The organism is Georgenia faecalis (assembly GCF_003710105.1).
In the GTDB taxonomy this organism is placed as follows: domain Bacteria; phylum Actinomycetota; class Actinomycetes; order Actinomycetales; family Actinomycetaceae; genus Georgenia_A; species Georgenia_A faecalis.
The window spans coordinates 1-26999 of record NZ_CP033325.1; the positions used below are offsets into that span (position 1 = coordinate 1).

The following is a 26999-nucleotide window of genomic DNA, read 5'->3' on the forward strand; positions in this document are numbered from 1 at the left end:
GACTTTCCCCACGTTCCGCACAGACTGTGGATAACTGTGTGGACCCCGCGGCGTGGTGCGACACTCGACCCAGTCACCCGACCCCCGAGAGGACCTTCGTGCCCGAGAACCGACCCGTCTCCGAGACCTGGGGGCGCGCCGTCGAGCTCCTCACGAGCAGTGGAGAGATCGGCGGAGCACAGCTCGCTTTCATCCGCCTCACGCGCCCGCTCGGAGCCGTCGACGGCACCCTGCTGCTCGCGGTCCCCAGCGACTTCGCCAAGGACTTCCTCGAGACCCGCGCGCGCTCGGCCCTCACGGATGCCCTCACCACCGCCGCGGGTTCCGCCGTCCGCTTCGCCGTCACCGTCGACCCCACGCTCGAGGAGTCCGCGGTCCCGCCGCCCCCCGAGCGGACGGTGCCCTCCGCGGAGGAGGACGACGAGCCGGAGCCCGCACCCGAGCCGCGGCACCGCAGCATCCCCGACCGTTCGCGGCCGACGACCAACAACGCCGTCGAGGCCGCCCGGCTCAACCCCAAGTACACGTTCGAGACCTTTGTCACCGGTTCCTCCAACCGGTTCGCCCACGCCGCCGCCACCGCGGTGGCCGAGGCGCCGGCCAAGGCGTACAACCCGCTGTTCATCTACGGCGGCTCGGGACTGGGCAAGACCCACCTGCTCCACGCCATCGGCCACTACGCCCGCAACCTCTACCCCGGGGTGCGCGTGCGGTACGTGAACTCGGAGGAGTTCACCAACGACTTCATCAACTCCATCCGCGACGACAAGGCGGAGGCGTTCCAGCGCCGCTACCGGGAGGTGGACGTCCTCCTCATCGACGACATCCAGTTCCTGCAGGGCAAGGAACAGACGATGGAGGAGTTCTTCCACACCTTCAACACCCTCCACAACGCCAACAAGCAGGTGGTCATCACCTCCGACCTGCCGCCCAAGCACCTCAACGGCTTCGAGGACCGGATGCGCTCCCGCTTCGAGTGGGGCCTGCTCACCGACGTCCAGCCGCCCGACCTCGAGACCCGGATCGCGATCCTCCGCAAGAAGGCGGGCAACGAGAACCTGCGGGCCGGCGACGAGGTGCTCGAGTACATCGCCTCGCGGATCTCCACCAACATCCGCGAGCTCGAGGGGGCGCTCATCCGCGTCACCGCGTTCGCCAACCTCAACCGCCAGCCGGTCGAGCTGTCCCTCGCCGAGATGGTCCTCAAGGACCTCATCACCGACACCGACAGCGAGGACATCACGCCGGCGCTCATCATGGGCCAGACCGCGGACTACTTCTCGATCTCGATCGACGCGCTCTGCAGCGCCGACCGGTCCCGCGTGCTCGTCAACGCGCGGCAGATCGCCATGTACCTGTGCCGGGAGCTCACCGAGCTCTCGCTGCCCAAGATCGGTCAGCTCTTCGGCGGCCGGGACCACACCACTGTCATGCACGCCAACCGCAAGATCCGCGAGCAGATGGCGGAGAAGCGCTCGACGTACAACCAGGTGACCGAGCTGACCAACCGGATCAAGCAGAAGGCCCGCAACCGCTGACGCCGGGTGTGCCGGGACACCCGGCACACCGCCTCCCGGGCGCACCACCGGGTCCTGGCTGTAGCGCGCCCTCCCGCGCCAGGTCCCCCGCAGCACTGCGCACTGCCGCGCGGTATGGCGCCGTCGCGCCGTCACTGGGCCGCGCCCACTGGGCAAGAGCGGCCGGCGGCACCCGGCGGCCCGCCGACGCTTGTCCCCAGCGCCCTGACGACGGGCCCGCTCCACCCGCGACGACGCCGTCGCGCCGGCGGACGCGAGGCACGCGCGAGGGCCGGGCGTGGCCGCACTCGGGGCAGATCGGACGCTCCGTCCGCTGCGAAGTTGCTCACCACCGCGCCAGTAGCGACGAGTGCTTGCGCCCGCGTGAGTCGGTGCGGTAGTGGAAGTACACAGATGTGGACACACCTGTGGACAACGGTGGATGCAGCGCCGAAACCCGTGGACGGCGCCCTCCACATCGGTGGACAGCCGCAGGGCCGAATCGCTTGTCCACAGCCGGGACGCGTTGCCCACAGGCTGGCCGCACCGTCCGCCCACACGCCGCCGATGCGCTTGACCTGCGCCGATGCCCTCGGTCCACAGGATCCACAAGGGCTATTACGACGACGACACCTATCTCAGGGAAGAGTTGTGAACAACCAACATCGAGGGGCCAGCCCCTGACCCGAGCAGACGGCCCATACCGGTGAGACGACTCGCGTAAGGTTTCCCGTGCCCCGAGGACCCCCTCGGCCGCACCGGAAGAGAAGGACACCCACCGTGAAGCTCAGGGTCGAACGCGACGTCCTCGCTGAGGCTGTCACCTGGACCGCCCGGTCCCTGCCCGCCCGGCCGCCCGTGCCCGTCCTGGCCGGTGTCCGACTCGAGGCCACCCGCGAGGGGACCCTCACGCTGTCGAGCTTCGACTACGAGGTGTCCGCCCGGTCCGAGATCACGGCCGACGTCGAGGACGGGGGCGTCGTCCTCGTCTCCGGCCGCCTGCTCGCCGACATCTGCAAGTCCCTGCCGGCCCGGCCCGTCGAGCTCACCCTCGACGGCTCGAAGGTGATCCTCACCTGCGGCGCCAGCCGCTTCACGCTGCTCACCATGCCCGTCGACGACTACCCCGCGCTGCCCTCCATGCCGGAGACCTCGGGGACGATCGAGGCCGGCGCCCTCACCGAGGCCGTCGCCCAGGTGAGCATCGCCGCGAGCCGCGACGAGACCCTTCCCCTGCTCACGGGTGTGCGCGTGGAGATCGAGGGCGAGAAGCTCACCCTGCTCGCCACCGACCGCTACCGCCTCGCCATGCGCGAGCTCACCTGGCACCCGGCCGTCCCGTCGATGTCCGCCGTCGCCCTGGTGCGGGCGCGCACGCTCTCCGACGTCGCCAAGTCGCTCACCAGCGCCGGAAGCGTCGAGGTCGCCCTCCAGACCGACGCGGCGGCCTCGCTCGTCGGCTTCCAGGCCGGCGGCCGGCGCACCACCTCTCTCCTCGTCGAGGGCGACTACCCGCCCGTCCGGCGCCTGTTCCCCGAGCAGACGACGACCCACGCCGTGGTGAGCACGCCGGCCCTCGTCGAGGCGGCCCGCCGCGTCTCGCTCGTGGCCGAGCGCAACACCCCCATCCGGCTCACCTTCGCCGAGGGCCAGGTGGTCCTCGAGGCCGGCCAGGGCGAGGACGCGCAGGCCTCGGAGGCCCTGGAGTCCGCGCTCGTCGGTGAGTCCATCACCACGGCGTTCAACCCCCACTACCTCCTCGACGGCCTGGGAGCCCTGACGACGGACTTCGTCCGGATGTCCTTCACGCACCCCAGCAAGCCGGCGGTCATGAGCGGGCAGGACTCCCTCGAGGGCGTCGACGACCCCTCGTTCCGCTACCTCCTCATGCCCATCCGGTTCGCGGGCTGACAGCACCCGCGACACGGTTGAGGTGACCTCTTAGAAAGGACTCGGATGCACATCGGCATGATCGGCCTGGGACGGATGGGCGCGAACATGCGGGCGCGTATCGAGGCCGCGGGGCACCAGGTCACCGGCTACGACGTCGACCGCGCCAAGAGTGACGTCGCGACGCTCAACGAGCTTGCCGAGGCGCTGCCCGCGCCGGGCCGCGTCGTGTGGATCATGGTGCCGTCGGGCGAGCCCACGCGCGCCGTCGTCATCGAGCTCGCCGGTGTCCTCCAGCCGGGTGACCTCGTCGTCGACGGCGGGAACTCCTCCTACCGGGACGACGTCCCGAACGCCCAGCTGCTCGAGGCGCGCGGGATCGACTACGTCGACGTCGGCGTCTCCGGGGGGATCTGGGGACTGGAGCAGGGCTACGGCCTCATGGCCGGTGGCACGCCGGAGGCCGTCGAACGCCTCGCCCCGGTCATCGACGCCCTGCGGCCCGAGGGGCCCCGCGAGGAGGGCTTCGTCCACGCCGGACCGGTGGGCGCCGGCCACTTCGCCAAGATGATCCACAACGGGATCGAGTACGGGATCATGCAGGCCTACGGCGAGGGGTACGAGATCCTCGCCGCCCGCAGCGACCTGGTGCCCGACCCCACCGCCGTCCTCCGTGCCTGGCAGCGCGGCACCGTCGTGCGGTCCTGGCTGCTCGAGCTGCTCGTCGAGGCGCTCGAGGCAGACCCGGGACTGGCCTCCATCTCCGACTACACGGGTGACTCGGGCGAGGGGCGCTGGACGCTCGCCGAGGCCGTCGACCTGGCGGTGCCGGCCCCGGTCATCTCCGCGGCGCTGTTCGCCCGGTTCGCCTCGCGTCAGGACTCCTCGCCGGCGATGAAGGCGGTGGCGGCGCTGCGCCAGCAGTTCGGCGGGCACGCCCCCCAGCTCAACCGCGGGGACTGACCCGTGCCGGAGACCCCCGATGTACGTCTCTGACCTCGCGCTCAACGACTTCCGTTCCTACGCCGAGCTCGTCCTCGCGCTCGAGCCGGGCGTGAGCGCCTTCATCGGCCACAACGGCCAGGGCAAGACGAACCTCGTGGAGGCGCTGGGCTACCTCTCGACGTTCAGCAGCCACCGGGTGGCCTCCGACGCCGCTCTGGTGCGCAGCGGGGCCCCGGCCGCCGTCGTGCGCGTCAAGGTGGTTCGTGGGGAGCGCCCCAGCCTCGTCGAGCTGGAGATCGTCGCGGGCCGCGCCAACCGCGCCCGGCTCAACCGCTCCCCGGTGCCCCGCACCCGCGACGTCCTCGGGGTCCTGCGCACGGTGCTGTTCGCCCCGGAGGACCTCGAGCTCGTCAAGGGCGACCCGCAGCACCGCCGCCGGTTCCTCGACGACCTCCTCGTGCTGCTCACCCCGCGGCTGGCCGGCGTCCGGGCCGAGTACGAGAAGATCCTGCGCCAGCGGGGGGCGCTGCTCAAGAGCGCCGGAACCGCGCGGTTCCGCGGGTCGCGCCCCGACCTCAGCACCCTCGACGTGTGGGACGGCCACCTCGCCGACGCCGGCGCGCGACTCCTCGCCGCCCGCGCCGCCCTCGTGCGGGACCTGCGGCCGCACGTCGCGCGCACCTACGAGGAGGTGAGCGCCGGGCAGGGCGAGGCCCGCATCACCTACCGCAGCTCCCTCCTCGGGGCCGAGGGGCGCGAGGACGAGCCCGGTGAGGCCGAGGAGGCGGAGCTCCTCGACGTCGCCGCGGTCCGGGAACGCCTCGTCGCCGCCATGGCGACGACCCGGAGCAAGGAGATCGAGCGCGGCGTGAGCCTCGTCGGCCCGCACCGCGACGACCTCGTCCTGCGCCTCGGGGACCTGCCGACCAAGGGCTACGCCAGCCATGGGGAGTCGTGGTCCTACGCCCTGGCCCTGCGACTGGCGGCCTACGAGATCCTCCGTGAGGACGCCGGACCCGCGGGCGACGGCGATCCCGTCCTCATCCTCGACGACGTCTTCGCCGAGCTCGACGTCCGCCGGCGCGAGCGGCTCGCCGGCATGGTCGCCGGCGCCCAGCAGGTGCTCATCACCGCGGCGGTCCCCGACGACGTCCCGCCGGCCCTCGCCGGCGCGCGGTTCACCGTCCACCAGGGGGAGGTGACCCGTGGCTGACGAGCCGACGCCCGAGGCCGACGACGAGGAACCGGACGCGGCCCGCGCGGCGCTGGAGCGGGCCCGAGCCACCGCGGGGGCCAAGGGCCTGCGGCGGTCCGCCCCCGGCTCAGGTCGGCGCGGTCCGCGGCTCGGCCCGGGCATGGGTGACCCGATCAGCGGGTCCGGGCCGTCGCGGCGCGACCCCGCCCAGCTCGGCCCGTTGGTCGACAAGCTGCTCGCCGAGCGCGGCTGGGTGCAGCCCGTGAGCGTGGGCGGTGTCGTCGGCCGCTGGCGGGAGATCGTCGGCGACGACGTCGCGGACCACTGCGTCGTCGAGACGTTCGACGCCTCCGAGCTCGTCGTGCGCGCCGACTCCACGGCATGGGCCACCCAGATCCGGCTGCTCCTGCCGCAGCTCGAGCGGCGCCTCGCCGAGGAGGTCGGTGAGGAGACCGTGACGAAGATCGTCGTCCTCGGGCCCGCCGGGACGAGCTGGCGGCGCGGGCACCGCTCGGTGCAGGGCCGCGGTCCCCGCGACACCTACGGCTGAGCCGTCCCGCCGAGCCCGCGTGAGGGGCCCGCGCGGTCCGGCGCAGGGTGTGGATGAAACTGTGGACATTCGTCGTAAGTGGCCTGCTCGCAGTAGAATCGACCGTCCCGCCCGAACGGTACGGCTCCGACCGCACCGCCGGGCCGAAGCGGTGCGCCCACCGTCCGCAGCCCCCGACCCGGGTGGCCGCGTGCGCTGCGCCGCGACGAGCAACGAGGAGAACCTCCACAGTGGCCGAGATGTCTGCATCCACGCCTGACGAGTCGAGCTACAGCGCGAGCGACATCACCGTCCTCGAGGGCCTGGAGGCGGTACGCAAGCGTCCGGGCATGTACATCGGCTCCACCGGGGAGCGGGGCCTGCACCACCTCGTCTACGAGGTCGTCGACAACTCGGTCGACGAGGCGCTGGCGGGGTACTGCTCGCACATCCAGGTGACCCTGCTCGACGACGGCGGCGTGCGCGTCACCGACGACGGCCGCGGCATCCCGGTCGACATCGTCGCCTCCGAGGGCAAGCCCGCCGTCGAGGTCGTCCTCACCGTCCTGCACGCCGGCGGCAAGTTCGGCGGGGCCGGCTACGCCGTCTCCGGCGGCCTGCACGGCGTCGGCGTCTCGGTGGTCAACGCGCTCTCCCACCGCCTGCACGTGGAGGTCAAGCGGGACGGGCGCGTGTGGCGCCAGGGCTACGTCGACGGCGTCCCCACCGCCCCGCTCGCCGCCGCGGGCGAGAGCGACGAGACCGGGACGACGGTGACGTTCTGGGCCAACGAGGACATCTTCGAGACCACCCAGTACAGCTTCGAGACGCTGCGCGGGCGCTTCCAGCAGATGGCGTTCCTCAACAAGGGCCTGCGCCTCACGCTCGTCGACGAGCGCGCCGGCGTCACCGACTCGGGGGACGAGGTCACCGGCGACGCGGCCGGGCCCGGCGACGACGCCCGCACCGGTCACCGCGAGGTCTCCTACCTCTACGCCGGCGGGCTGCGCGACTACGTCCAGCACCTCAACTCGGCGAAGAAGGTCGAGCTCGTCAACCCGGAGATCATCTACATCGAGTCCGAGGACGTCGAGCGCCGTATCTCCCTCGAGGTGGCGATGCAGTGGACGAACGGCTACTCCGAGGCCGTCCACACGTATGCCAACACCATCAACACCTCTGAGGGCGGTACGCACGAGGAGGGCTTCCGCGCGGCGCTGACCTCCCTCATCAACAGGTACGCCAAGGACAAGGGCATCCTCAAGGACAAGGACGACAACCTCACGGGTGAGGACATCCGCGAGGGGCTCACCGCCGTCCTGTCGGTCAAGCTCGGCGAGCCGCAGTTCGAGGGCCAGACGAAGACCAAGCTCGGCAACACCGAGGCCCGCGCTTACGTCCAGCAGGTGCTCTACGCCCGGCTCGGCGACTGGCTCGACGCGCACCCCGGCGAGGCGAAGGACATCATCCGCAAGGCCCAGCAGGCGGCGGCCGCCCGGATGGCGGCCCGCAAGGCCCGCGAGGCCACGCGCCGCAAGGGGGCGCTCGAGTCGGCGTCGATGCCCGGCAAGCTCAAGGACTGCTCGAGCCGGGACGCCACGAAGTCCGAGATCTTCATCGTCGAGGGCGACTCCGCCGGCGGCTCGGCCGTGCAGGGCCGCGACCCCGAGCACCAGGCGATCCTGCCGCTGCGCGGGAAGATCCTCAACGTCGAGAAGGCGCGCCTCGACCGCGCGCTCGGCAACGCCGAGATCCAGGCCCTCATCACGGCCTTCGGCACGGGGATCGGGGACGAGTTCGACCTCGCCCGCCTGCGCTACCACAAGATCGTCCTCATGGCGGACGCCGACGTCGACGGCCAGCACATCTCCACGCTGCTGCTCACGCTGCTCTTCCGGTACATGAAGCCGCTCATCGAGGCGGGTCACGTGTACCTCGCCCAGCCGCCGCTGTACCGCCTCAAGTGGACGAACTCCCCGCACGAGTACGTCTACACCGACCGCGAGAAGGACGCCCTCCTTACCGAGGGCGCGCGCGCCGGCAAGCGCCTGCCCAAGGACAGCGGCATCCAGCGGTACAAGGGTCTGGGCGAGATGAACGACCAGGAGCTGTGGGACACGACGATGAACCCGGACACCCGCACCCTGCGCCAGGTGACCATCGGCGAGGCGGCCGCCGCCGACGAGACCTTCTCGGTCCTCATGGGCGAGGACGTCGAGTCCCGCCGTGGCTTCATCCAGCGCAACGCCCACGACGTGCGCTTCCTCGACATCTAGCCCTTCCGGGCCCGCCGCAGCACCACGACGACGAAGGACGACAGTGACTCAGCCCCCCACCACGGACGAGCCCATCGAGGGCGGCGACAACGCGATCATCACCGACCGCGTGGAGCAGGTCGACCTCCAGCTGGAGATGCAGCGGTCCTACCTGGACTACGCGATGAGCGTCATCGTGGGCCGTGCGCTGCCCGACGTCCGCGACGGGCTCAAGCCCGTGCACCGCCGCGTGCTCTACGCGATGTTCGACGGCGGGTACCGGCCGGAGGGCTCCTTCAACAAGTGCTCGCGCGTCGTCGGCGAGGTCATGGGGCAGTACCACCCCCACGGCGACACCTCGATCTACGACGCCCTGGTCCGCCTCGTCCAGCCGTGGTCGCTGCGCTACCCGCTCGTCGCCGGGCAGGGCAACTTTGGCTCCCCCGGCAACCTCGGCGCCGCGGCCCCGCGGTACACCGAGTGCAAGATGGCTCCGCTGGCCATGGAGATGGTCCGCGACATCGACCACGAGACGGTCGACTTCGGGGACAACTACGACGGCAAGAACCAGGAGCCGCTCGTCCTGCCGGCGCGCTTCCCCAACCTCCTCGTCAACGGGTCCGAGGGCATCGCGGTGGGCATGGCCACCCGCATCCCGCCGCACAACCTGCGCGAGGTCGCCGACGGCGTCCAGTGGTTCCTCGAGCACCCCGAGGCCACCCGCGAGGAGCTCCTCGGCGAGCTCATGCTGCGGATCAAGGGTCCGGACTTCCCCACCGGCGCGACCATCCTCGGCCGCCGCGGCATCGAGGACGCCTACCGCACCGGCCGCGGGTCCATCACCCAGCGCGCGGTCGTCACGGTCGAGGAGATCCAGGGCCGCCAGTGCCTCGTCGTCAGCGAGCTGCCCTACCAGGTCAACCCCGACAACCTCGTGAAGAAGATCGCGGACTACGTCCACGAGGGGCGCATCCAGGGCATCGCCGACATGCGCGACGAGTCCTCGGGCCGCGCCGGACAGCGCCTCGTCATCATCCTCAAGCGCGACGCGGTGGCGAAGGTCGTCCTCAACAACCTCTACAAGCACACGCAGCTGCAGGACAACTTCCCCGCGAACATGCTCGCCCTCGTCGACGGCGTGCCGCGCACGCTCAGCCTCGACGGGTTCGTCCGGCACTGGGTCAACCACCAGGTCGAGGTCATCGTCCGGCGCACCCGTTACCTGCTGCGCCGCGCCGAGGAGCGCATCCACATCCTGCGCGGGCTGCTCAAGGCGCTCGACGCGCTCGACGAGGTCATCGCGCTCATCCGCGCCTCGGCCACGGTCGACGAGGCGCGCACCGGCCTGGAGAACCTCCTGGGCATCGACGCCGTCCAGGCCGACGCCATCCTCGCCATGCAGCTGCGGCGCCTCGCCGCGCTGGAGCGCCAGAAGATCATCGACGAGCACAACCGCATCGAGGCGGAGATCCTCGACTACCGGGACATCCTCGCCTCGCCGCCCCGGCAGCGCCAGATCGTCTCTGACGAGCTCACCGCCATCGTGGACAAGTACGGCGACGAGCGCCGCACGACGATCGTCCCGTTCGACGGCGACATGTCGGTCGAGGACCTCATCCCCGAAGAGGACATCGTCGTCACCATCACCCGCGGCGGGTACGCCAAGCGGACGCGGACGGACAACTACCGTTCGCAGCGCCGCGGCGGCAAGGGCGTGCGCGGCGCGCAGCTGCGCGAGGACGACGTCGTCGACCACTTCTTCGTCACCACGACCCACCACTGGCTGCTCTTCTTCACCAACCTGGGCCGGGTCTACCGCGCCAAGGGGTACGAGCTGCCCGAGGGCGGCCGTGACGCCAAGGGCCAGCACGTGGCCAACCTCCTCGCCTTCCAGCCGGGCGAGGAGATCGCGCAGGTCCTCGCCCTCAAGGACTACGACCAGGCCGACTACCTCGTCCTGGCGACCAAGCGCGGCCTGGTGAAGAAGACCCGCCTGCAGGAGTACAACTCCCCGCGCTCGGGCGGACTCATCGCCATCAACCTCCGCACGGACGACGACGGCGCCCCCGACGAGCTCGTCGGCGCCGGCCTGGCCAACGCCGAGGACGACCTGCTGCTCGTCTCCCGCAAGGGCCAGTCGATCCGCTTCACCGCCTCCGACGACACGCTGCGTCCCATGGGGCGGGCGACGTCGGGCGTCACCGGGATGAAGTTCCGCGCGGACGACGACCTGCTCGCGATGGATGTCGTGCGTCCCTCGTACGACGACGGCGCGCTCTTCGTCGTCACCGAGGGCGGTTACGCCAAGCGGACGGCGATCGCCGAGTACCGCCGCCAGGGCCGCGGTGGCCTCGGCATCAAGGTGGCCAACCTGGTCGAGGCGCGCGGCGACCTCGTCGGGGCCCTCCTCACCGCCCCCGACGACGAGGTGCTCGTCATCATGGAGCGGGGCAAGATCGTGCGGTCGGCGGTGGCCGAGGTGCACCTCACCGGGCGGAACACCCAGGGCGTCACCTTCGCGAAGCCGGACAACGGCGACCGGATCATCGCCGTGGCACGCAACGCCGAGAGCGCGCTCGCGACGGCGGATGGCGTAGCGTCGTCCCCGGACAGCGCTCAGGACGACGAGCCGGGCGAACCGGCCCCCGACGCCGAGGCGGCGCCCGAGGTCACGGAGGAGACGCATGAGCAGCACGACGCCGGGTGAGAGCTCGCGTGAGCACGCCGAGCCCGTAGACCGCGGGGCCGACGCCGGGAGCGACACCACCGCGACCCGCACCAGCCTCGCGGAACGGTTCGCCACCGCCAAGGGCAGCACGTCCGACGGCTCCCCCGACCGGACGCCGCAGAGGTCCGCCGGTCACCCCGGGGAGACGGCGACCCGGCCGGGCGTCCGCGAGGACCGGCCGGCGGAGGGCCCCAGCCGTGGCGCCATGCCGTTCGACGAGCGTGATCCGGCGCGTCCGGCCGCGGCACCCCGGCCGGCCAGCCCGCGCCCGGGTCCCCGCCAGGTGCGCCTGTCGCTGGCCCGGATCGACCCCTGGTCGGTGATGAAGCTGGCGTTCCTGCTGTCGATCGCCGTCGGGATCGGTGTCGTCGTGGCCGTCGCCGCCATGTGGTACGTGCTCGACACCATGCACGTCTTCGCCGACGTCCAGGCGCTGCTCGACGACCTGGGGTCGGCGAGCTTCCTCAACCTCATGGAGTACACCCAGTTCGATCGGGTGATCTCCGTCGCGGCCATCATCGCCGTCCTCGACGTCCTCCTGCTCACCGCCCTCGCCACCCTGGGCGCATTCCTGTACAACATCGTGGCCGCGCTCGTCGGCGGCCTGCACGTCACCCTCACCGACGACTGACGCCGGTTTGGGGCGCCGCGTGACGCTGGGGTAGTCTTTCTCGGCGGCCTTCGCGGGGCGCAGGGGCCTATAGCTCAGACGGTTAGAGCGCTTCCCTGATAAGGAAGAGGTCACAGGTTCGAGTCCTGTTAGGCCCACCCTGGGCGCGGTGAGAACGGAGCGAGTATGAAGAAGATCCTGATGCTTGCTGCGGTCGCCGTCGCCGGTTACTCGGTTTGGACGTCGGTGCAGCGCAACCGCGAGGAGCGCGACCTGTGGGCGGAGGTCACCGACAGCTTCGGTGAGAACTCCTTCCCCGAGGCCGACGCCCCCACAGGTCCGGTCACCGCCTGAGCGGTGCCGACACGCCGGCGGCCCTGGGCCGCCGGGACGGGGCCATGGCGCAATTGGTAGCGCACCTGCTTTGCAAGCAGGGGGTTGGGGGTTCGAGTCCCCCTGGCTCCACCGGGAGACGCGCGCCACGCCGGCTGACTCGGCGCAACGGTGCGACCCATGCCACACTGGAGGCTCCATCTCCGTGCGTGCGGCTCGGCCGCGCCTTGAGCAGTCAGGCCCCGATGAGTCACACACTCGACACCCCGCGCCCGGCCGAGGGTGCCGCCCGACCCACTGGGGCGAGCGCGCGCGAACGCCAGGTCTCCACCTTCACCGCCCTCACCGCGCAGGTCCAGGCCGCCGGACTGATGCGGCGGGCCTATGGCTACTACTGGTCGAAGCTCATCGGCCTGACCCTGCTGCTCGTCGGGGTGCTGGTGGCGTTCGTGGTCATCGGGGACACGTGGTGGCAGATGGTCACCGCCGTCGTCCTCGCGCTGGTCCTCACGCAGATCGCCTTCCTCGGCCACGACGCGGCCCACCGGCAGATCTTCGTCTCGGGCAAGTGGAACGAGTGGGTCTCCCTCATCGTCATCAACCTCTTCGCCGGCATGGGCCACGGCTGGTGGAACCGCAAGCACAACAAGCACCACGCGGCCCCCAACAAGCTCGGCGCCGACCCGGACATCGCGCCCGGCGTGCTCGCGTTCACCCCGCAGGCCGCTGAGGAGCGCAAGACGCCCCTCACGCGCTGGCTGGCCACCAAGCAGGGCTACTTCTTCTACCCGCTGCTCCTGCTCGAGGGCGTCAACCTCCACATCCAGGGTCTCAAGCGGGTCCTCACCCCCGGCGACGTCAAGCACCGCTGGGTTGAGCTGGCCTTCATCCTCATCCGGCTCGGCGGCTTCACCGCCCTCGCCTTCATCGTCCTCTCCCCGGGCAAGGCCGTCGCGTTCCTCGCCATCCAGGTCATGCTCTTCGGGTTCTACCTGGGGATGTCCTTCGCGCCGAACCACATCGGCATGCCGATCGTCCCGGCGACCATGAAGGTCGACTTCCTCAGCCGGCAGGTGCTCATGAGCCGTAACGTCACCGGCGGGCGCTGGGTCGACACCTTCATGGGCGGCCTCAACTTCCAGGTGGAGCACCACCTCTTCCCGTCGATGGCGCGCCCCAACCTGCGCAAGGTGGCGCCCATCGTGCGCCGCTACTGCGACGAGCTCGGCGTGAAGTACACCGAGACGTCGATGTCCGAGTCGTACCGCGCGGTGACGACCTACATCAACCGCGTCGGACGCGGGGGCCTCGACGTGTGGGTCTGCCCCCTGGCGACCAGCACGCGCGTCTAGGGACGGCGTCGGCCCCACCCGCAGCGTCGCGGGCTGGGGCCGACCTCGGTCTACTCGGCGCCGGCCGTCGTCACGAGACCCCGTGGTGATGCCCCGGCGAGGACGCCCCGGGGCACGACAAACCTGGTGACACGACGACGCCCGCACCCCCCAGGGGGCGCGGGCGTCGTCGTGCGTGCGATCAGCGGGCGGCGCTGCCCTCGCCGGTCTCGTCCCCGAGCGTGTCCGTGGGGAGCTCGGCATCCACCTCGGTGACCTCCACCGCGGTGATGACCTCGTCCGTCCCGGAGAGGTCGCTGCCCTCGTCCGTGGCGAGGTCCTCGGCCGGCACCGTCGTGGCGACCGTCGTGTCGTCCCAGTACTCCTCGGCCCACGGGTCGTCGACGGGCTGCGTCCGGCGCCAGAGCAGGTACCCGGTACCTGCAGCGGCGGTGCCCACGAGGATCCAGCCGACGGTCTTCACCGCGCCGTGCGAGCGGGGGGCCTTGACCGGCGCCGCCGGCTCGCCCGATGCCGCCCGGGCGGCGTCCTGCATCGCCTTGTGCAGGCGCGGGAGGTAGTCGTCGACGATGCGGCCGTGCACGGAGTCGACGGCCGGCCGGGCCTTGTCGGCAGCCGCCTCGATCTTCGGTGCGGCCACCTTCACGCCGTCCCGCCACGCCTTGTCGATCGTCGGAGCGGCAACGCTGGTCGCCCACATCTTGCCCTGCTCCGCCAGGCTGGTGGCCGTCGCTCCGGCCTTGCTCGCCTGCTCGGTGAGCAGATGGCCGAGGTCGACCGCCTGCTGGCGAAGCTTCTCCGTCTCGATCTCCTTGATCTTGCGCGTGCGCGACATCTGCTCTCCCTCATCGGTCGGGTGGTCCGTGCTCATGCTCCCACCGGGGCGGCGCGAGCGCACCATGCTCGGGGACGCATTGTGCCGCGTCGAACAGTGCCCGTGCAGCATCGGCGTCCCAGCGGCCCGTGCCAGCCGCGCGCGGAGGGTGCGGACGGCGGCCTCGCCGCGACCCGTGGGGGTGCGTCATGACAAGATCGCAGGATGGAAGCCACACTGCACACCTCCGTCGGTGACATCGTCATCGAGCTGTTCCCGAACCACGCGCCCAAGACCGTGGCGAACTTCGTCGCCCTCGCCCGCGGTGAGCGCACCTGGACGGACCCGCGCACGGGCCAGGAGACGAACGCGCCCCTCTACGACGGCGTCGTCTTCCACCGCGTCATCCCCAACTTCATGATCCAGACCGGGGACCCGCTGGGCAACGGCCGCGGTGGCCCGGGCTACACGTTCGACGACGAGATCCACCCCGAGCTCGACTTCACCGAGCCCTACGTCCTCGCCATGGCGAACGCCGGCAAGGTCGCCGGGCGCGGCACCAACGGTTCGCAGTTCTTCATCACGACGGCGCCGACGACCTGGCTCCAGGGCAAGCACACGATCTTCGGCAAGGTGACCGACGAGGCGAGCCGCGCCGTCGTCGACACCATCGGGACCACGCGAACCGGTGCGAACGACCGGCCCGCGGAGGACATCGTCATCAGCTCCGTGACCATCACGGACTGAGTCACCCGAGGCCCGATGAGCGAACACCCCGGCGGGCAGACCGGCGCCGTGCCGGTCTGCCCGCGGCACCCTGACACGGTCTCCTACGTGCGCTGCCAGCGGTGCGGGCGGCCCACCTGTCCCGCCTGCCAGCGCCCAGCCCCGGTGGGCATCCAGTGCGTCGACTGCGTCGCCCAGGCGAACGCCGCCCTGCCGGTGCGCCGCACGGTGCTCGGCGGCCGCGACCGTGGGGGACGCCCGGTCATCACGATGACGCTGGTCGGGCTCTGCATCGCCGCGTACCTCGTCCTGGCGCTGGTGCCACAGCTGCGCGGCGATCTCGTCTTCGCCCCCGTCGTGGGTGACGTCCAGCCGTACCGGTTCCTCACGGCGGCGTTCCTCCACTCCGGGTTCCTCCATCTCGCCATCAACATGTACGCGCTGTGGGTGGTGGGCAGCGTGCTCGAGCCGGCCCTGGGCCGGTGGCGCTACCTCTCGCTGTACCTGCTCAGCGCCCTCGGTGGGTCCGTGGGCGTGCTGCTCCTGGCGAGCCCCGCAAACGACTCCTGGTACACCCCCGTGGTGGGGGCCTCGGGGGCGGTGTTCGGCCTCTTCGCCGCCATCGCCCTCACCATGCGACGGCTGGGGCGGGATTCGACGCAGATCCTCGGCCTCATCGCCATCAACGCCGTCATCGGCTTCGTCGTGCCCAACATCGCGTGGCAGGCGCACCTCGGCGGCCTCATCGTTGGCGGCGTGCTCGCAGCCATCTACCTGTACACGCCGCGCCGCAAACTGTGGATAAGTGTCGTGGGCACTGTGGGGATCCTCGCGGCGCTCGTCCTCCTCGCGTTTGTTGCCTACGGGCGGGTGTGACGGGTGCAAGGCGCAGCAGCACGCGGTTTGCCGAGGGTCGAACCGCAGGAATGACACGGGTGTAGTTCTCCACAGGGTTGCGCACACCTGTGCATAACCCGGCGCTGCGGTTCTCCACAGGTAGGTGCACAGGTGGGGACGGTGGGGCCGGGCCGCGGGTTGTCATCTGGGCGGGGCTGGGACGGTGCGTGGGCGGTCGTCCCAGCCGCCCAGGGTGGGTAATCCCGCTCGGCCTGGGCCTGGGCCTGGGCATCGGCCTCGTCGCCGCTTCCCGCCAGCCGACGCACCGCCGGCCTGCGCCGCCCCCGGCCTGCTGTCGCCCCGCGTCTGCCGACGCACCGCCGGCTGCGACTCCCATCTGAGGCCTTGTGGGTGACATTGCGGTGGCTATAGCGCGGGGACCTCACCCATAGGCACCAATTCTGGGCGATGGGGGCTCACGCTGGCGCTGGGGTTGCGCGCTGGGCGGGCGGAGTCGCGCGGAGCCGCCGGGATGCTGTCCGGAGCCACCCACTCACCATCTGAGGCCTTGTGGGTGACATTGCGGTGGTCATAGCGCGGGGATCTCACCCATAGGCGCCGATTCCCGGCGGTGGTGCGCAGCTGCTCAGCGCTGAGGGGTCACGCGGGGCCGTGTAGAGGTCCCGCGGCGATGCGCGGCTCACTCGCGGGCGAGCACAGCCCGCCGCACGGGCGCGGTGCGGCCGAGGCTCGGGTACGGGCGCGGCGCCGCGACCGTGACCGTGACCGTGACCGTGACCGTGACCGTGACCGTGACCGTGACCGTGACCGTGACCGTGACCGTGACCGCCTGTGGCTAGGTGGCGACCGATGCACCAGGCGCCGCGCCGCGACCCATACGGGTGCAGCTACTCCTCGGGCGCGGCACCATCGTCGGCGCCGCGCCGTCAAAGTGGGGATCTGGCGAGCTCAGCGCCAGCGCAGGGTCATGAGGAAACCGACCATGAGGACGGCGAACCCGACGGCGAGGTTCCACTGCCCGATCCCGGGGATCGGTCCGGACGCCTGGAGGATGTAGGTGACGACGACCCAGAGCAGGCCGATTGCCATGAGCACGACGGCGGTGGGCACCCACCAGGTCGGGCTTGCCTTGGGCGCGGCCGGGGTCGGCGGCGGGGTGTACGTGGCCTTCTTGCGACGCTTCGACTCCGGCACGGCTCAGGTCTCCTTCGGGTCGTCCGCCCGCTGGCGGTCCCTCGCTTCCGCCCCGGACGGGTTTCCGACGGCGCGCTCGTGACTTAGCGTAATGGGGACGATCGCGCAGCCTGTGCGCGGCGACGGCCGTGGACATGACCGGGGGACCTGTGGAGGACGACGAGGGCACGCGGGCACGCCGCCCTGCCGCCGGACCAGACCACGCCGCGCCCGCCGACGCCCCGGTCGGCGAGGCCGGAATTCCCGCCGACACCCCGCCCGACGCCTCCTCCTCAGGGGAGGCCCGCACCACGGCCGACACCCCGGCCGGCGACTCCTCCGCAGGGGAGGCCCGCACCACCGCCGACACCCCGACCGGCGACCCCGAGGCCCGGCGCCCGCGCCGCGCTGGGGCGATCGGGGTCGGCGCTGTCGCGGCGCTGGCCGGGCTCCTCTTCGCCACGAACGCGTCCATCTTCTCCGACGACGACGACCGGCACCCGGCCGACCTCGTGCAGCTGGCGCGCGCGGAGACCGAGCGCCTCGAGGAGCGCGAGGCCGAGGTCGGCGAGCTGCGCGCGCAGCTCCAGGAGCTGGTTGCCGAGCATCCGGACACGGACGTCCAGGGGGAGCGCGACGAGGCGCTCGCCCAGGCGGCGGGACGCACGCCGATGAGCGGCCCGGGCGTCGTCGTCGCCCTCTGGGACGCACCCGTGCCCCCGGACTACCAGGAGCGCGGGCTGCACCCCGACGACCTCGTCGTCCACCAGCAGGACGTCGAGGCCGTCATCAACGCGCTCTGGGCCGGTGGCGCCGAGGCGATGATGATCGAGGACCAGCGGATCGTCTCGACGTCGGCCGTCCGCTGCATCGGCAACGTCCTGCTCCTGCACGACCGGCACTACTCCCCGCCGTACGACATCGCGGCCATCGGCGACCCCGACGAGCTGCGGGCCGCCCTCGCCGACTCCCCCGCCGTCGAGATCTACCTCCAGTACGTCGACGCGGTGAACCTGGGCTGGTCGCTCAAGACCGAGTCGAAGCTCGAGGTGCCGGCCTACGAGGGCGGCCTCCGTATGGATTACGCGCGCGCCGGCGTGCCTTACGCTGTGGGCGACGCGGGTACCGACGAGGGGAGCCTCGATGGCGACGACTGAGACCGCTACGCCCCCCGGCGCCGCCGGCCGACCTCCGACGCGCCCTCGACAGCGGCCTCGTCGTGGGTTCTTCTCCACGCTCATCGGCATCATCGGCGAGCTGATGATCACCGTGGGCGTCCTTCTCGCCCTCTTCGTCGTGTGGCAGCTGTGGTGGACGGACGTCGAGGCGCGGGGCGAGCAGGACCGCGCCCTCGCGGCCTGGGAGGAGGAGCCGGACTTCGTCGAGGCGCCGGAGGTGCCGGGCCAGGAGCGCACCGACGCACCGCCCATCCCGGCGGCGGTCGCCGAGGGCGAGACGTTCGGGACCATGTGGATCCCGCGGCTCGGGCTCGACTACCACGTCCCCATCGCCAACGGCGTCGGGCTCGCGGACGTCCTCAACGAGGGCTACATCGGGCACTACCCCGACACCCAGCTGCCCGGCGAGATCGGCAACTTCGCCACCGCGGCCCACCGGCAGTCCTACGGGGCGCCGTACCGGGACATCGAGCAGATCGTCGAGGGCGACTCCCTCATCGTGGAGACCACCACCGCCTACATCGTCTACCGCGTGACGAGCCACGAGATCGTCGACCCGAGCCAGATCGAGGTGATCGCGCCCGTGCCCAACGAGCCCGGCGTCATCCCCACCGAACGGATGATCACCCTGACCACCTGCCACCCGCTGTTCTCCGCGGCCGAGCGGTGGATCACCTACGGGACCTTCGCCTACTGGGTCGACAAGGCGGACGGACGGCCGGCCGAGCTCATCGAGGGGACGCGCTGATGTACGGACTGCTCTGGCGGGTGCTGCCGGGACCGGTGTGGTTCCGCATCATCCTCGTCCTCATCCTCGCGGTCGCCGCCGTCTACTTCTGCTTCACGTGGCTGTTCCCGGAGATCTCGCCGTACATGCCGTTCAACGAGACCACCATCGGGGACTCCTAGTGGCAGCCAGCTCCATCCTCGTCGTCGACAACTACGACAGCTTCGTCTGGACGATCGTCGGCTACCTCCAGCAGCTCGGCGCCCGGACGACGGTCGTGCGCAACGACGACGTCCCCACCGACCTCACGGAGTTCGACGGCGTGCTGGTCTCCCCGGGCCCAGGGACGCCCAAGGAGGCCGGTGCCACCCTCGACGTCATCGAGCGGTGCGCGCAGGACGCGCAGCCGATGCTCGGGGTGTGCCTCGGGCACCAGGCCCTCGGTGAGGCGTTCGGCGGCGTCGTCTCGCACGCGCCGGAGCTCCTCCACGGCAAGACCTCCCTCGTGGAGCACGACGGCGACGGCGTCTTCGCCGGGCTGCCCACGCCGTTCACGGCCACGCGGTACCACTCGCTAGCCGTCGAGCCGGCCACGGTCCCCGACGAGCTCGAGGTGACGGCGACGACAGCCTCGGGCATCGTCATGGGCCTCGCCCACCGGACCCTGCCGCTGCACGGCGTGCAGTTCCACCCGGAGGCGGTGCTCACGGAGCACGGTCACCGGCTGCTGGCGAACTGGCTGGCCCTCACCGGCGACGGTGACGCGCCCGCTCGCAGCGCCGGCATGGCGCCGCTCGTCCGCGTCTGACCGTCACGGGGTCCGGCCGTCGCGGGGTCCAGCCGTCCCTCCTGACCGTCGCGTGGGCGAGGCGCTGACCGCGCCCCCGCCCGCGCCTACCGGGGAGCTAGGGGCGGCCGTTACCCCGGCCGTTGTTGCCGTTGCCGTTGCCGTTGTTGCCGGCGTTGCCGTTGCCGTTCCCGTTGTTACCCGCGTTGCCGTTGCCCGGCGCCGCGCCCGGGGATCCGCCATCAGCCGTGGTCGGCTCGGCGGTGGGGTCCACCGGCTCCGTGGGCGCCGTCGGCTCCGCCGGGGCGGTGGGCGCCTCGGTCGCCGGGGGCGGCGTCGTCGGCTCGGGGACCTCGGGCGCGACCGCCACGGTGAGGGTGATGGTGGCGAACCGCGGGACCGGACCGGAGCGGTCCTGCGCGATGACCGTCCCGGGCTCGACGCCGGCCGTGGCCTCGTCGACGGTGGTGACGTTGATGGTGAGGTCGTTGAGCTGCGCGCTGGCCTGCTCGACCGGCAGGTCGACCACGCTGGGCACGTCGACGTTGCCGGTGGCGAGGTTGAGCGTCACGACGCTGTCGGGGCTCACCGGCTCGCCCACGGCCGGGTCGGTGCTCGCGACGCGGTCCGCCTCCCACTCGGGATCGTTGACGGTGGCCGTGCGGATGTTCTCCAGGCCCGCCTCGGCGAGGATCTCCCGCGCCTGGTCCTGGCTCCTGCCGATGACGTCGGGGATCTCGATCTGGTCCGGGCCGGCGGAGAACCGCACGGTGACCGTGTCGCCCTCCTCGACCTCCGTGCCCACGGCCGGGTCGGCGCTCGTGAAGAGCCCCTCCTCGACGGTGTCGGAGACCTCGGGCTCGCCGAGGGCGAAGACGAGGTCCTCGCCCTCGATGGCCTGGCGGGCCGCGGGCTCGTCGAGCCCCTCGAGCGGGGGGACCTCGACGACGGTGACCTCGTCCACCGGCTCCTCGTCCCGGGTGAGCAGGAGGTAGCCGATCCCGATGGCCGCGACCAGCCCGATGACGACGAGCAGCCACACCCACCAGGGGGAGCGCTTGTCCTCCTCGGGCTCCTCGACCGGGACCTGGGTGCCGGTGCGGGCGGCGGCGACGGCCGCGGGCATGGCCCGCGTGGCCGGTGCGGCCGCCATGACGGACGTCGCGCCGGCCCAGGCGCCGACGGCGGGGGCGTGGACGGTGCCACCGCGGGCGGCGGCCTCGAGGTCGGCGCGCATGGCGGCGGCGTCGGGGTAGCGGTCCTCGCGGTCCTTGGCCAGCGCCTTGAGGACGACGCGGTCGAGGGCCTCGGGGATGTCGGGGGCGATGTCGCTGGGTGCCCGCGGGACCTCGCGCACGTGCTGGTAGGCGACGGCGACGGCGGAGTCCCCGCTGAAGGGCGGCTGGCCGGTGAGGAGCTCGAAGAGCAGGCAGCCGGTGGAGTACAGGTCCGACCGGGCGTCGACGACCTCGCCACGCGCCTGCTCGGGCGAGAGGTACTGGGCGGTCCCGACGACGGCGTGCGTCTGGGTCATCGTCGCGGCGGAGTCGGCCATGGCGCGGGCGATGCCGAAGTCCATGACCTTGACGGCGCCGGTCGGGGTGAGCATGACGTTCCCGGGCTTGATGTCCCGGTGGACGATGCCCTCGCGGTGGGAGTACTCCAGCGCCCCGAGGACGCCGCTGACGATCTCGACCGCCTCGTCGATGGGCACGGGTGTGCCGTCGGTGAGGAGCGAGCGGACGGTGTGGCCCTCGACGTACTCCATGACGATGTAGGGCACGTGGGCGCTCTGGCCCGACGCCGTGACGACGTCGTCCTCGCCCGTGTCGTAGACGGAGACGATCGCCGGGTGGTTGAGGGCGGCCGCGGACTGGGCCTCGCGGCGGAAGCGCGCCTGGAAGGTGGGGTCCCGGGCGAGGTCGGAGCGCAGCACCTTGATGGCCACGGTGCGCGACAGGCGCCGGTCGTAGCCGATGTACACCTCGGCCATGCCGCCGCGTCCGATGAGGTCGCGGACCTCGTAGCGGCCGCCGAGCATGCGCGGTACCTCGTCCACCACTAGGAGTCCCTCGCAGTCATTCGATCGGTCTCACGCGCGCCGGCGGCGCCCGAGTCCTCGGGCAGGGCCAGCGTACCGATGCCGGGGGTGCTGGGGACCGTGCCGGGCGCCATTGCGCCGATGGTCGTGGCGAGCCCCACACCGACGGCGCCCATCGCGCGGCGGGTCCGGTCGCGTCGTCGGCGCACCGTCCCCGGGCGCGGGGCCGAGGCGGCGGACGGGACCGAGCACGACGGCGCGTGCGACGGGCGGGCGAGCCGGTCGAGCTCGCGGGCCAGTGCCTCGCCCGAGGGTGGGCGCAGCGCGGGGTGCTTGGCGAGCAGGCGGGCGACGACGTCCCGGACGGGAGCCGGGACGTCGTCGGGCAGCGGCGGGACCGGCGCGTCGACGTGCTGGACGGCGATCTCCACCTCGGTGCGGCCGGTGAAGGGCCGGCGCCCGGCCAGGGCCTCGTACGCGACGATGCCGAGGGCGTAGAGGTCGCTGAGCGGGGTCGCGGGCCGGCCGGTGGCCTGCTCGGGGGAGAGGTACTGGGCGGTCCCCATGACCATCCCCGCGGCCGTGAGCGCCGGCTGCCCGGCGGCGAGCGAGATCCCGAAGTCGGTGATCTTCACGGGGCCGCCCGGCGGGAGCAGGATGTTCGACGGCTTGACGTCGCGGTGCACCACACCGGCCGCGTGGGCGGCGTGCAGGCCCCGGGCCACCTGGGCGAGAACGGGGAGGAGCTCGGCCGCCGGGAGGGTGCCGCGGCGTTCCAGCAGGGCGGTCATCGGCTCGCCGTCGACGAGCTCCATGACGAGGAACCCGGAGCCGTCCTGCTCGCCGTAGTCGAGCAGGGCGGCGATGTTGGGGTGGTGCAGCCCGGCGCTGTTGCGGGCCTCGGCGCGGAGCCGGGCGAGGAAGGCCTCCTGCCCGGCGAGCTCGGGACGGAGCACCTTGGCGGCGACCGCGCGCTCGGCGTCGACGTCCCACGCGCGCCACACCTCGCCCATGCCGCCCAGCGCGATCCGGGAGCGCAGCTGGTAGCGGCCCATGAGGAGCAGCCCCGCCTGCGGCCTCACCGGTCGAGCACCGCCTCGAGGACCTGTCGGGCGATGGGCGCCGCCGTCGTCCCGCCGGAGGCGAGGTCGCCCTCGTTGCCGCCGTACTCGACGAGCACGGCGATGGCGACCTCGGGGTCCTCGGCCGGCGCGAACGCCGTGAACCACGCGTGGGGCGAGCGGCCCTCGCCGGCCTGGGCGCTGCCGGTCTTCGCGGCGACGTCGACGCCCGGGATCTGGGCCGCGGAGCCCGTGCCCTGCTCGACGACGTTGACCATCATGGCGGTGAGCTCCTCCGCCGTCTCCGTCGACACCGACCGGCGCAGCTCGTCGGGCTCGGTGGTGCGCAGGACCTCCAGGTCCGGGCCGCGCTCCGTCGCCACGAGGTAGGGCCGCATCTGCACGCCGTCGTTGGCGATGGCGGCGGAGACCATCGCCATCTGCAGCGGCGTGGCCCGCACGTCGTACTGGCCGATCGCCGTCATGGCGGTCTGGGCCTCGTCGAGGTCGGTGGGGTAGACCGACGGCGTGACCCGCAGCGGGATCTCCAGGGGGGCGCCGAACCCGAAGGCCTCGGCCTGCTCCCGCAGCGCGTCCTGGCCCAGCTCCATGCCGAGGGCGGCGAACGTGGTGTTGCAGGACTCCTGCAGGGTGTAGATGAGCGGCGCCGTGTCGTTGGCCGTGCAGGAGATGCCGCCCGGGTTGCGCACCACCTGGGTCGACTGGGGCAGCTGGAGCTCGGCCGGGGCCGGCACCTCGGAGTCGGGCCCGTAGTCCCCGGACTCGAGCAGGGCGGCCGCGACGACGAGCTTGAAGCTCGACCCCGGGGGGTAGAGGTCCCCGCCGATGGCCCGGTTGGTCAACGGGTCCGCCGGGTCGGCGAGGAGGGCGTCGTAGGCCGCCTGCGCCTCGGCGCTCGAGTGCGCCGCGAGCGGGTCGGGGTCGTAGCTCGGCGTGGAGACGAGCGCGAGGATCGCGCCGGTCTGGGGGTCGAGGGCGACGACGGCCCCCCGCTGGTCGCCCAGGGCGTCCCACGCGGCCTGCTGGACGACGGGGTCGATGGTGAGCTCGACGGACCCGCCCTGCGGCTGCGCACCGGTGATGAGGTCCTGGATGCGCTGGACGAGGAGGGAGTCGGACGTGCCGTTGAGGACCGGGTTGGCGGCGGCCTCCATGCCGGTCATCGAGCTGAGCGCGGCGGAGAAGTACCCGGTGACCGGCGCGTAGAGCGCCCCGCCCGGGTAGGAGCGCTGGTAGCCGTAGACGTCGTCGACGGGCGTGGAGACGGCCACGGCGTCGCCGGCGACGACGATCGGCCCGCGGTCCCGGCCGAACTCGCGGTAGACGGTGCGGACGTTGCGGCCGTCCGCGTTGAGGGCGGGGGCCTGGACGAACTGCACCGAGGTGGCCATGACCATGAGGGCCACGAACATGAGGGCGACGACGGTCGTCAGGCGCCGGATCGGGGTGTTCATCGCAGCCTCACCACCTCGGTGGGGGAGGAGTCGTCGGCCTCGGGCATGCCGCCGTCGACCGGGACCGACGGCCCGCCCCCGGCGATGGGGGCGATGGGCAGGTCACCGGTGAGCGGCGCCGGGCGCCGGGCGCTGTCGGAGACCCGCAGGAGCAGGGCGACGATCATCCAGTTCACCAGGAGCGACGAGCCGCCCTGGGCGAGGAACGGCATGGTGAGGCCGGTGAGCGGGATCAGGCGGGTGACGCCACCGACCACGACGAAGCACTGGAACGCGACGACGAACGCGAGGCCGGAGGCGAGGAGCTTGCCGAAGCCGTCCCGGACGCCGATCGCCGCGCGCAGCCCGCGCTCGGCGAGGAGGAGGTAGCACACGAGGATGGCGATGAGGCCGGTCAGGCCGAGCTCCTCGCCGAGGGAGGCGATGATGAAGTCGGAGTTGGCGAAGGGGACGACGTCGGGGCGCCCCTCTCCCCAGCCGGTCCCCATGAGGCCGCCGCTGGCCAGCCCGAAGAGGCCCTGCACCACCTGGTAGGACCCGCCGGGCTGGCGGTTGTAGATCTCCGGCGAGAGGGCGTCGAGCCACACGTCGAAGCGCGCACCGACGTGCGGGAACGCGGTGGCCGCCAGGGCCGCGCCGCCCCCGAAGAGCAGCAGGCCGATGATCACCCAGCTGAGCCGCTCGGTGGCGACGTAGAGCATGGCGACGAAGAGGGCGAAGAAGAGCAGGGCGGCGCCGAGGTCGCGCTGGAAGACGAGGACGACGAGCGCGACGCCCCAGGCGAGGAGGATCGGGCCGAGGTGGCGCAGGCGCGGCAGCTGGAGCCCGAGCACCTTCGGGCCGGCGAGGGCGAGGTTGTCCCGCTGGGTCACGAGGTAGCCGGCGAAGAAGACGGCCAGGACGATCTTGGCGAGCTCGGCCGGCTGGAAGGACAGCGGGCCGATGCCGATCCAGATGCGGGCGCCGTTGATCGTCTTGCCGAGGCCCGGAAGGAGGGGCAGCAGGAGCAGGACGAGGCCGGCCACCATGGCGGTGTAGGTGTAGCGGCGCAGCGTGCGGTGGTCCCGCAGGGCGATGAGCACGCCGACGGCGGCCAGGACGCCGATGGCGGTCCACAGGACCTGCCGGTCGGCGAACCCGGCGGTGCGGTCGGCGGCCTCGTACGCCTGGTCGAGCCGGTAGATCATCGCGAGGCCGATGCCGTTGAGGGCGACGACGACGGGGAGGATGACGGGGTCGGCGTAGGAGGCGCGCCAGCGCAGCACCACGTGCGTGCCGAGCGCGAGGACGGCGAGCGAACCGCCGTGCACGGCCATGCCGACGGGCAGGGCGCCCGTGGTCGCCAGGCCCACCTGCGCGTACGCGTAGAGCCCGACGGCGAGGGCCAGGAGGAGGAGCACCAGCTCGACACCCCGCCCGGACCGGGCGCGCTGCTCGGTGATGGTCACCATGAGGGCACCGGTGCGGCGCCTGCGCCGGCGGGCGCCGGGGCGCCGGTGGTCGCGCCGCTGGGGCTGGGGCTGGGGCTGGGGCTGGGGCTGGGGCCCGCGGGGGCGTCGGCCGTCGCGTCGGTGGTCGCGGGCCGGGACTCCCCGCGCAGGGCCTCGACCCGCTCCTGCGCCTCGTCGAGGGAGGACACGGTGATGGCGTCGCCCAGGCGGTCGCGGGCGTACCCGGGCAGGTCGGCGAGCGCGACGTCGGTCGTCTCGTGCAGGGTGGCGAGGCTCAGCGGGCCGACCTCCTGCGGGATGCCCTGGTAGATGGCGACCATGTCGTCCGCCGGCGCGAGGAAGTACTGCGACTGCGTCCACCGGTAGCCCAGCACGCCGGCCGCGCCCACGGCGGCGAGGAGGACGAGGACGAGGAAGCCGCCCGCGATCCACCGGCCCCGCGACGAGCGGGGCGCGGTGTCGTCGTCGTCGGTGTCGGGGGCCGGTCCGGCGGCCGCCGCGGCCAGGGCGGCGGCCCGTCCCGCCGCGCCCGTCGTGCCGCGGGTGCGGCGCAGCCGGTCGGTCGCGGCGGCCCCCACCACCTGCGGCGTCGTCGGCGGCGCGGCGCCGTCGGGCAGGCCCTCGGCGGCGAGGACGTCGGCGACGACGCACGTGACGTTGTCCGGGCCGCCAGCCCGCAGGGCGAGGGCGATGAGGTCCTCGGCGCACTCACCGGGGTCCGCGACGGTGCGTAGGGTCTCGGCGATGGTCTCGGGGCTGACGACGCCGGACAGGCCGTCGGAGCACAGGAGCCACCGGTCCCCGGGGCGTCCCTCGCGGACCGACTCGTCGAGGAGGACGTCGCTGTCGGTGTCGCCGAGCACCCGCAGGAGGACGGAACGCTGCGGGTGACGCTCGGCCTGGTCCGGGGTGAGCTTGCCGAGGTCGACGAGGTGCTGGACGAACGTGTGGTCCGCCGTCACCTGGGTGAGCTCGCCGCCGCGCAGGAGGTAGGCCCGGGAGTCGCCGATGTGGACCATCGCCAGCTTGGTGTCCGAGCGGAGGATGGCGATGCACGTCGTGCCCAGGCCGGCGAGCTCCGGGTCGGCCTCCGCGCGCTCCTCCAGCTCGGTGTGGGCGGCGGCCAGCGCGCGGCGCAGGTGGTCGAGGAGGTCGTCCCCGCCGTGGGCCTCGGCGTCGAGGGGCACCAGGTGGGCGACGACGACGGAGGAGGCGATGTCGCCGCCGGCGGGACCGCCCATCCCGTCGGCCAGGACGAGCAGGTTCGGCCCGGCGTAGGCGGAGTCCTGGTTGGACGAGCGGACGAGGCCGACGTCGGACCGGGCTCCGTAGTGCAGGACGATGCTCATGGCCC

Annotated in this window: 23 protein-coding genes and 2 tRNA genes; 18 read left to right on the plus strand and 7 right to left on the minus strand. The window is 72.3% G+C overall.

The genetic code is table 11. From position 1 onward, the window contains the following. The first annotated feature begins 98 nt into the window (after window positions 1–98). The 12 genes from dnaA to EBO36_RS00055 all read left to right on the plus strand — a co-directional run bounded on the left by dnaA (window position 99) and on the right by EBO36_RS00055 (window position 13354). Entirely contained in the window at window positions 99–1538 is a 1440-nt protein-coding gene (gene dnaA / locus EBO36_RS00005) for a chromosomal replication initiator protein DnaA (RefSeq protein WP_122822804.1), read from the plus strand. 759 nt (window positions 1539–2297) lie between these two features. Further along, window positions 2298–3428 (plus strand): DNA polymerase III subunit beta, encoded by a 1131-nt coding sequence (gene dnaN / locus EBO36_RS00010; RefSeq protein WP_122822805.1) that lies wholly within the window; start codon window positions 2298–2300, stop codon window positions 3426–3428. 45 nt (window positions 3429–3473) lie between these two features. Then, window positions 3474–4370 (plus strand): phosphogluconate dehydrogenase (NAD(+)-dependent, decarboxylating), encoded by an 897-nt coding sequence (gnd, locus tag EBO36_RS00015; RefSeq protein ID WP_122822806.1) that lies wholly within the window; start codon window positions 3474–3476, stop codon window positions 4368–4370. Window positions 4371–4389: 19 nt separating this feature from the next. Beyond that, window positions 4390–5565, plus strand: a complete 1176-nt coding sequence (gene recF, locus EBO36_RS00020; RefSeq protein ID WP_122822807.1) for a DNA replication/repair protein RecF — start codon at window positions 4390–4392, stop codon at window positions 5563–5565. Beyond that, a complete protein-coding gene (locus EBO36_RS00025; protein ID WP_122822808.1) occupies window positions 5558–6097 on the plus strand; it encodes a DciA family protein in 540 nt (179 codons plus the stop codon). Before recF ends, EBO36_RS00025 begins: the two co-directional genes overlap by 8 nt. Before the next feature lie 239 nt (window positions 6098–6336). Next, window positions 6337–8352, plus strand: a complete 2016-nt coding sequence (gene gyrB / locus EBO36_RS00030; RefSeq protein ID WP_122825337.1) for a DNA topoisomerase (ATP-hydrolyzing) subunit B — start codon at window positions 6337–6339, stop codon at window positions 8350–8352. A gap of 73 nt (window positions 8353–8425) precedes the next feature. Beyond that, complete coding sequence (gene gyrA / locus EBO36_RS00035; RefSeq protein ID WP_244925436.1) at window positions 8426–11038, plus strand: DNA gyrase subunit A; 2613 nt, start codon at window positions 8426–8428, stop codon at window positions 11036–11038. Further along, on the plus strand, window positions 11016–11690 hold the full coding sequence (locus tag EBO36_RS15505; RefSeq protein WP_244925316.1) for a DUF3566 domain-containing protein: 675 nt from the start codon (window positions 11016–11018) through the stop codon (window positions 11688–11690). The genes gyrA and EBO36_RS15505 overlap by 23 nt, the downstream gene beginning before the upstream one ends. Before the next feature lie 63 nt (window positions 11691–11753). Beyond that, window positions 11754–11827: transfer RNA gene (locus EBO36_RS00045), tRNA-Ile, on the plus strand. Between the two features lie 28 nt (window positions 11828–11855). After that, window positions 11856–12023 (plus strand): DLW-39 family protein, encoded by a 168-nt coding sequence (locus tag EBO36_RS15125; protein WP_164471251.1) that lies wholly within the window; start codon window positions 11856–11858, stop codon window positions 12021–12023. Between the two features lie 38 nt (window positions 12024–12061). Further along, a tRNA-Ala gene (locus EBO36_RS00050) sits at window positions 12062–12134 on the plus strand. 113 nt (window positions 12135–12247) lie between these two features. Then, window positions 12248–13354 carry a fatty acid desaturase family protein gene (locus EBO36_RS00055; RefSeq protein WP_122822809.1) on the plus strand — a complete coding sequence of 369 codons (1107 nt, stop codon included), beginning with the start codon at window positions 12248–12250 and terminating at the stop codon, window positions 13352–13354. 181 nt (window positions 13355–13535) lie between these two features. Here EBO36_RS00055 and EBO36_RS00060 read toward each other — a convergent pair whose 3' ends face one another. Further along, on the minus strand, window positions 13536–14225 hold the full coding sequence (locus EBO36_RS00060; RefSeq protein ID WP_122822810.1) for a hypothetical protein: 690 nt from the start codon (window positions 14223–14225) through the stop codon (window positions 13536–13538). Window positions 14226–14393: 168 nt separating this feature from the next. On the opposite strand from EBO36_RS00060, the gene EBO36_RS00065 reads away from it, so the two are divergent. Together EBO36_RS00065 and EBO36_RS00070 are read left to right on the plus strand one after the other, a co-directional pair. Continuing rightward, window positions 14394–14915: a peptidylprolyl isomerase gene (locus EBO36_RS00065; RefSeq protein ID WP_122822811.1), complete on the plus strand. Its 522-nt coding sequence runs from the start codon at window positions 14394–14396 to the stop codon at window positions 14913–14915. Between the two features lie 15 nt (window positions 14916–14930). Next, complete coding sequence (locus tag EBO36_RS00070) at window positions 14931–15770, plus strand: rhomboid family intramembrane serine protease (protein ID WP_122822812.1); 840 nt, start codon at window positions 14931–14933, stop codon at window positions 15768–15770. Window positions 15771–16700: 930 nt separating this feature from the next. Here the strand turns inward: EBO36_RS00070 and EBO36_RS00080 are convergent. Next, window positions 16701–16946, minus strand: coding sequence for a cell division protein CrgA (locus EBO36_RS00080; protein WP_122822814.1), 246 nt, complete (start codon window positions 16944–16946; stop codon window positions 16701–16703). A gap of 134 nt (window positions 16947–17080) precedes the next feature. Between EBO36_RS00080 and EBO36_RS00085 the strand changes: the two genes are divergently transcribed. From EBO36_RS00085 to EBO36_RS00095, 4 genes are read left to right on the plus strand one after another with little or no spacing between them, the layout of a single operon-like run. Further along, window positions 17081–18082, plus strand: coding sequence for a DUF881 domain-containing protein (locus tag EBO36_RS00085; RefSeq protein WP_122822815.1), 1002 nt, complete (start codon window positions 17081–17083; stop codon window positions 18080–18082). Then, the gene (locus EBO36_RS00090; protein ID WP_122822816.1) at window positions 18069–18851 is read left to right on the plus strand and encodes a class E sortase; all 783 of its coding nucleotides are present in this window, start codon (window positions 18069–18071) and stop codon (window positions 18849–18851) included. The genes EBO36_RS00085 and EBO36_RS00090 overlap by 14 nt, the downstream gene beginning before the upstream one ends. After that, a complete protein-coding gene (locus tag EBO36_RS15130; RefSeq protein ID WP_164471252.1) occupies window positions 18851–19012 on the plus strand; it encodes a hypothetical protein in 162 nt (53 codons plus the stop codon). Before EBO36_RS00090 ends, EBO36_RS15130 begins: the two co-directional genes overlap by 1 nt. Beyond that, window positions 19012–19638 carry an aminodeoxychorismate/anthranilate synthase component II gene (locus EBO36_RS00095; RefSeq protein ID WP_122822817.1) on the plus strand — a complete coding sequence of 209 codons (627 nt, stop codon included), beginning with the start codon at window positions 19012–19014 and terminating at the stop codon, window positions 19636–19638. Before EBO36_RS15130 ends, EBO36_RS00095 begins: the two co-directional genes overlap by 1 nt. A 97-nt stretch (window positions 19639–19735) precedes the next feature. Here EBO36_RS00095 and pknB read toward each other — a convergent pair whose 3' ends face one another. Genes pknB through EBO36_RS00120 form a run of 5 tightly spaced genes read right to left on the minus strand, consistent with a single transcriptional unit; the run spans window position 19736 to window position 26994 of the window. Beyond that, window positions 19736–21679: a Stk1 family PASTA domain-containing Ser/Thr kinase gene (pknB, locus tag EBO36_RS00100; protein ID WP_387966914.1), complete on the minus strand. Its 1944-nt coding sequence runs from the start codon at window positions 21677–21679 to the stop codon at window positions 19736–19738. Next, window positions 21679–22740 carry a serine/threonine-protein kinase gene (locus EBO36_RS00105; protein WP_122822818.1) on the minus strand — a complete coding sequence of 354 codons (1062 nt, stop codon included), beginning with the start codon at window positions 22738–22740 and terminating at the stop codon, window positions 21679–21681. The genes pknB and EBO36_RS00105 overlap by 1 nt, the downstream gene beginning before the upstream one ends. Beyond that, the gene (locus EBO36_RS00110) at window positions 22737–24194 is read right to left on the minus strand and encodes a peptidoglycan D,D-transpeptidase FtsI family protein (protein WP_122822819.1); all 1458 of its coding nucleotides are present in this window, start codon (window positions 24192–24194) and stop codon (window positions 22737–22739) included. Before EBO36_RS00110 ends, EBO36_RS00105 begins: the two co-directional genes overlap by 4 nt. Further along, a complete protein-coding gene (locus EBO36_RS00115) occupies window positions 24191–25645 on the minus strand; it encodes an FtsW/RodA/SpoVE family cell cycle protein (RefSeq protein WP_122822820.1) in 1455 nt (484 codons plus the stop codon). The genes EBO36_RS00110 and EBO36_RS00115 overlap by 4 nt, the downstream gene beginning before the upstream one ends. After that, the gene (locus EBO36_RS00120) at window positions 25639–26994 is read right to left on the minus strand and encodes a PP2C family protein-serine/threonine phosphatase (protein WP_122822821.1); all 1356 of its coding nucleotides are present in this window, start codon (window positions 26992–26994) and stop codon (window positions 25639–25641) included. Before EBO36_RS00120 ends, EBO36_RS00115 begins: the two co-directional genes overlap by 7 nt. Window positions 26995–26999 lie beyond the last annotated feature (5 nt).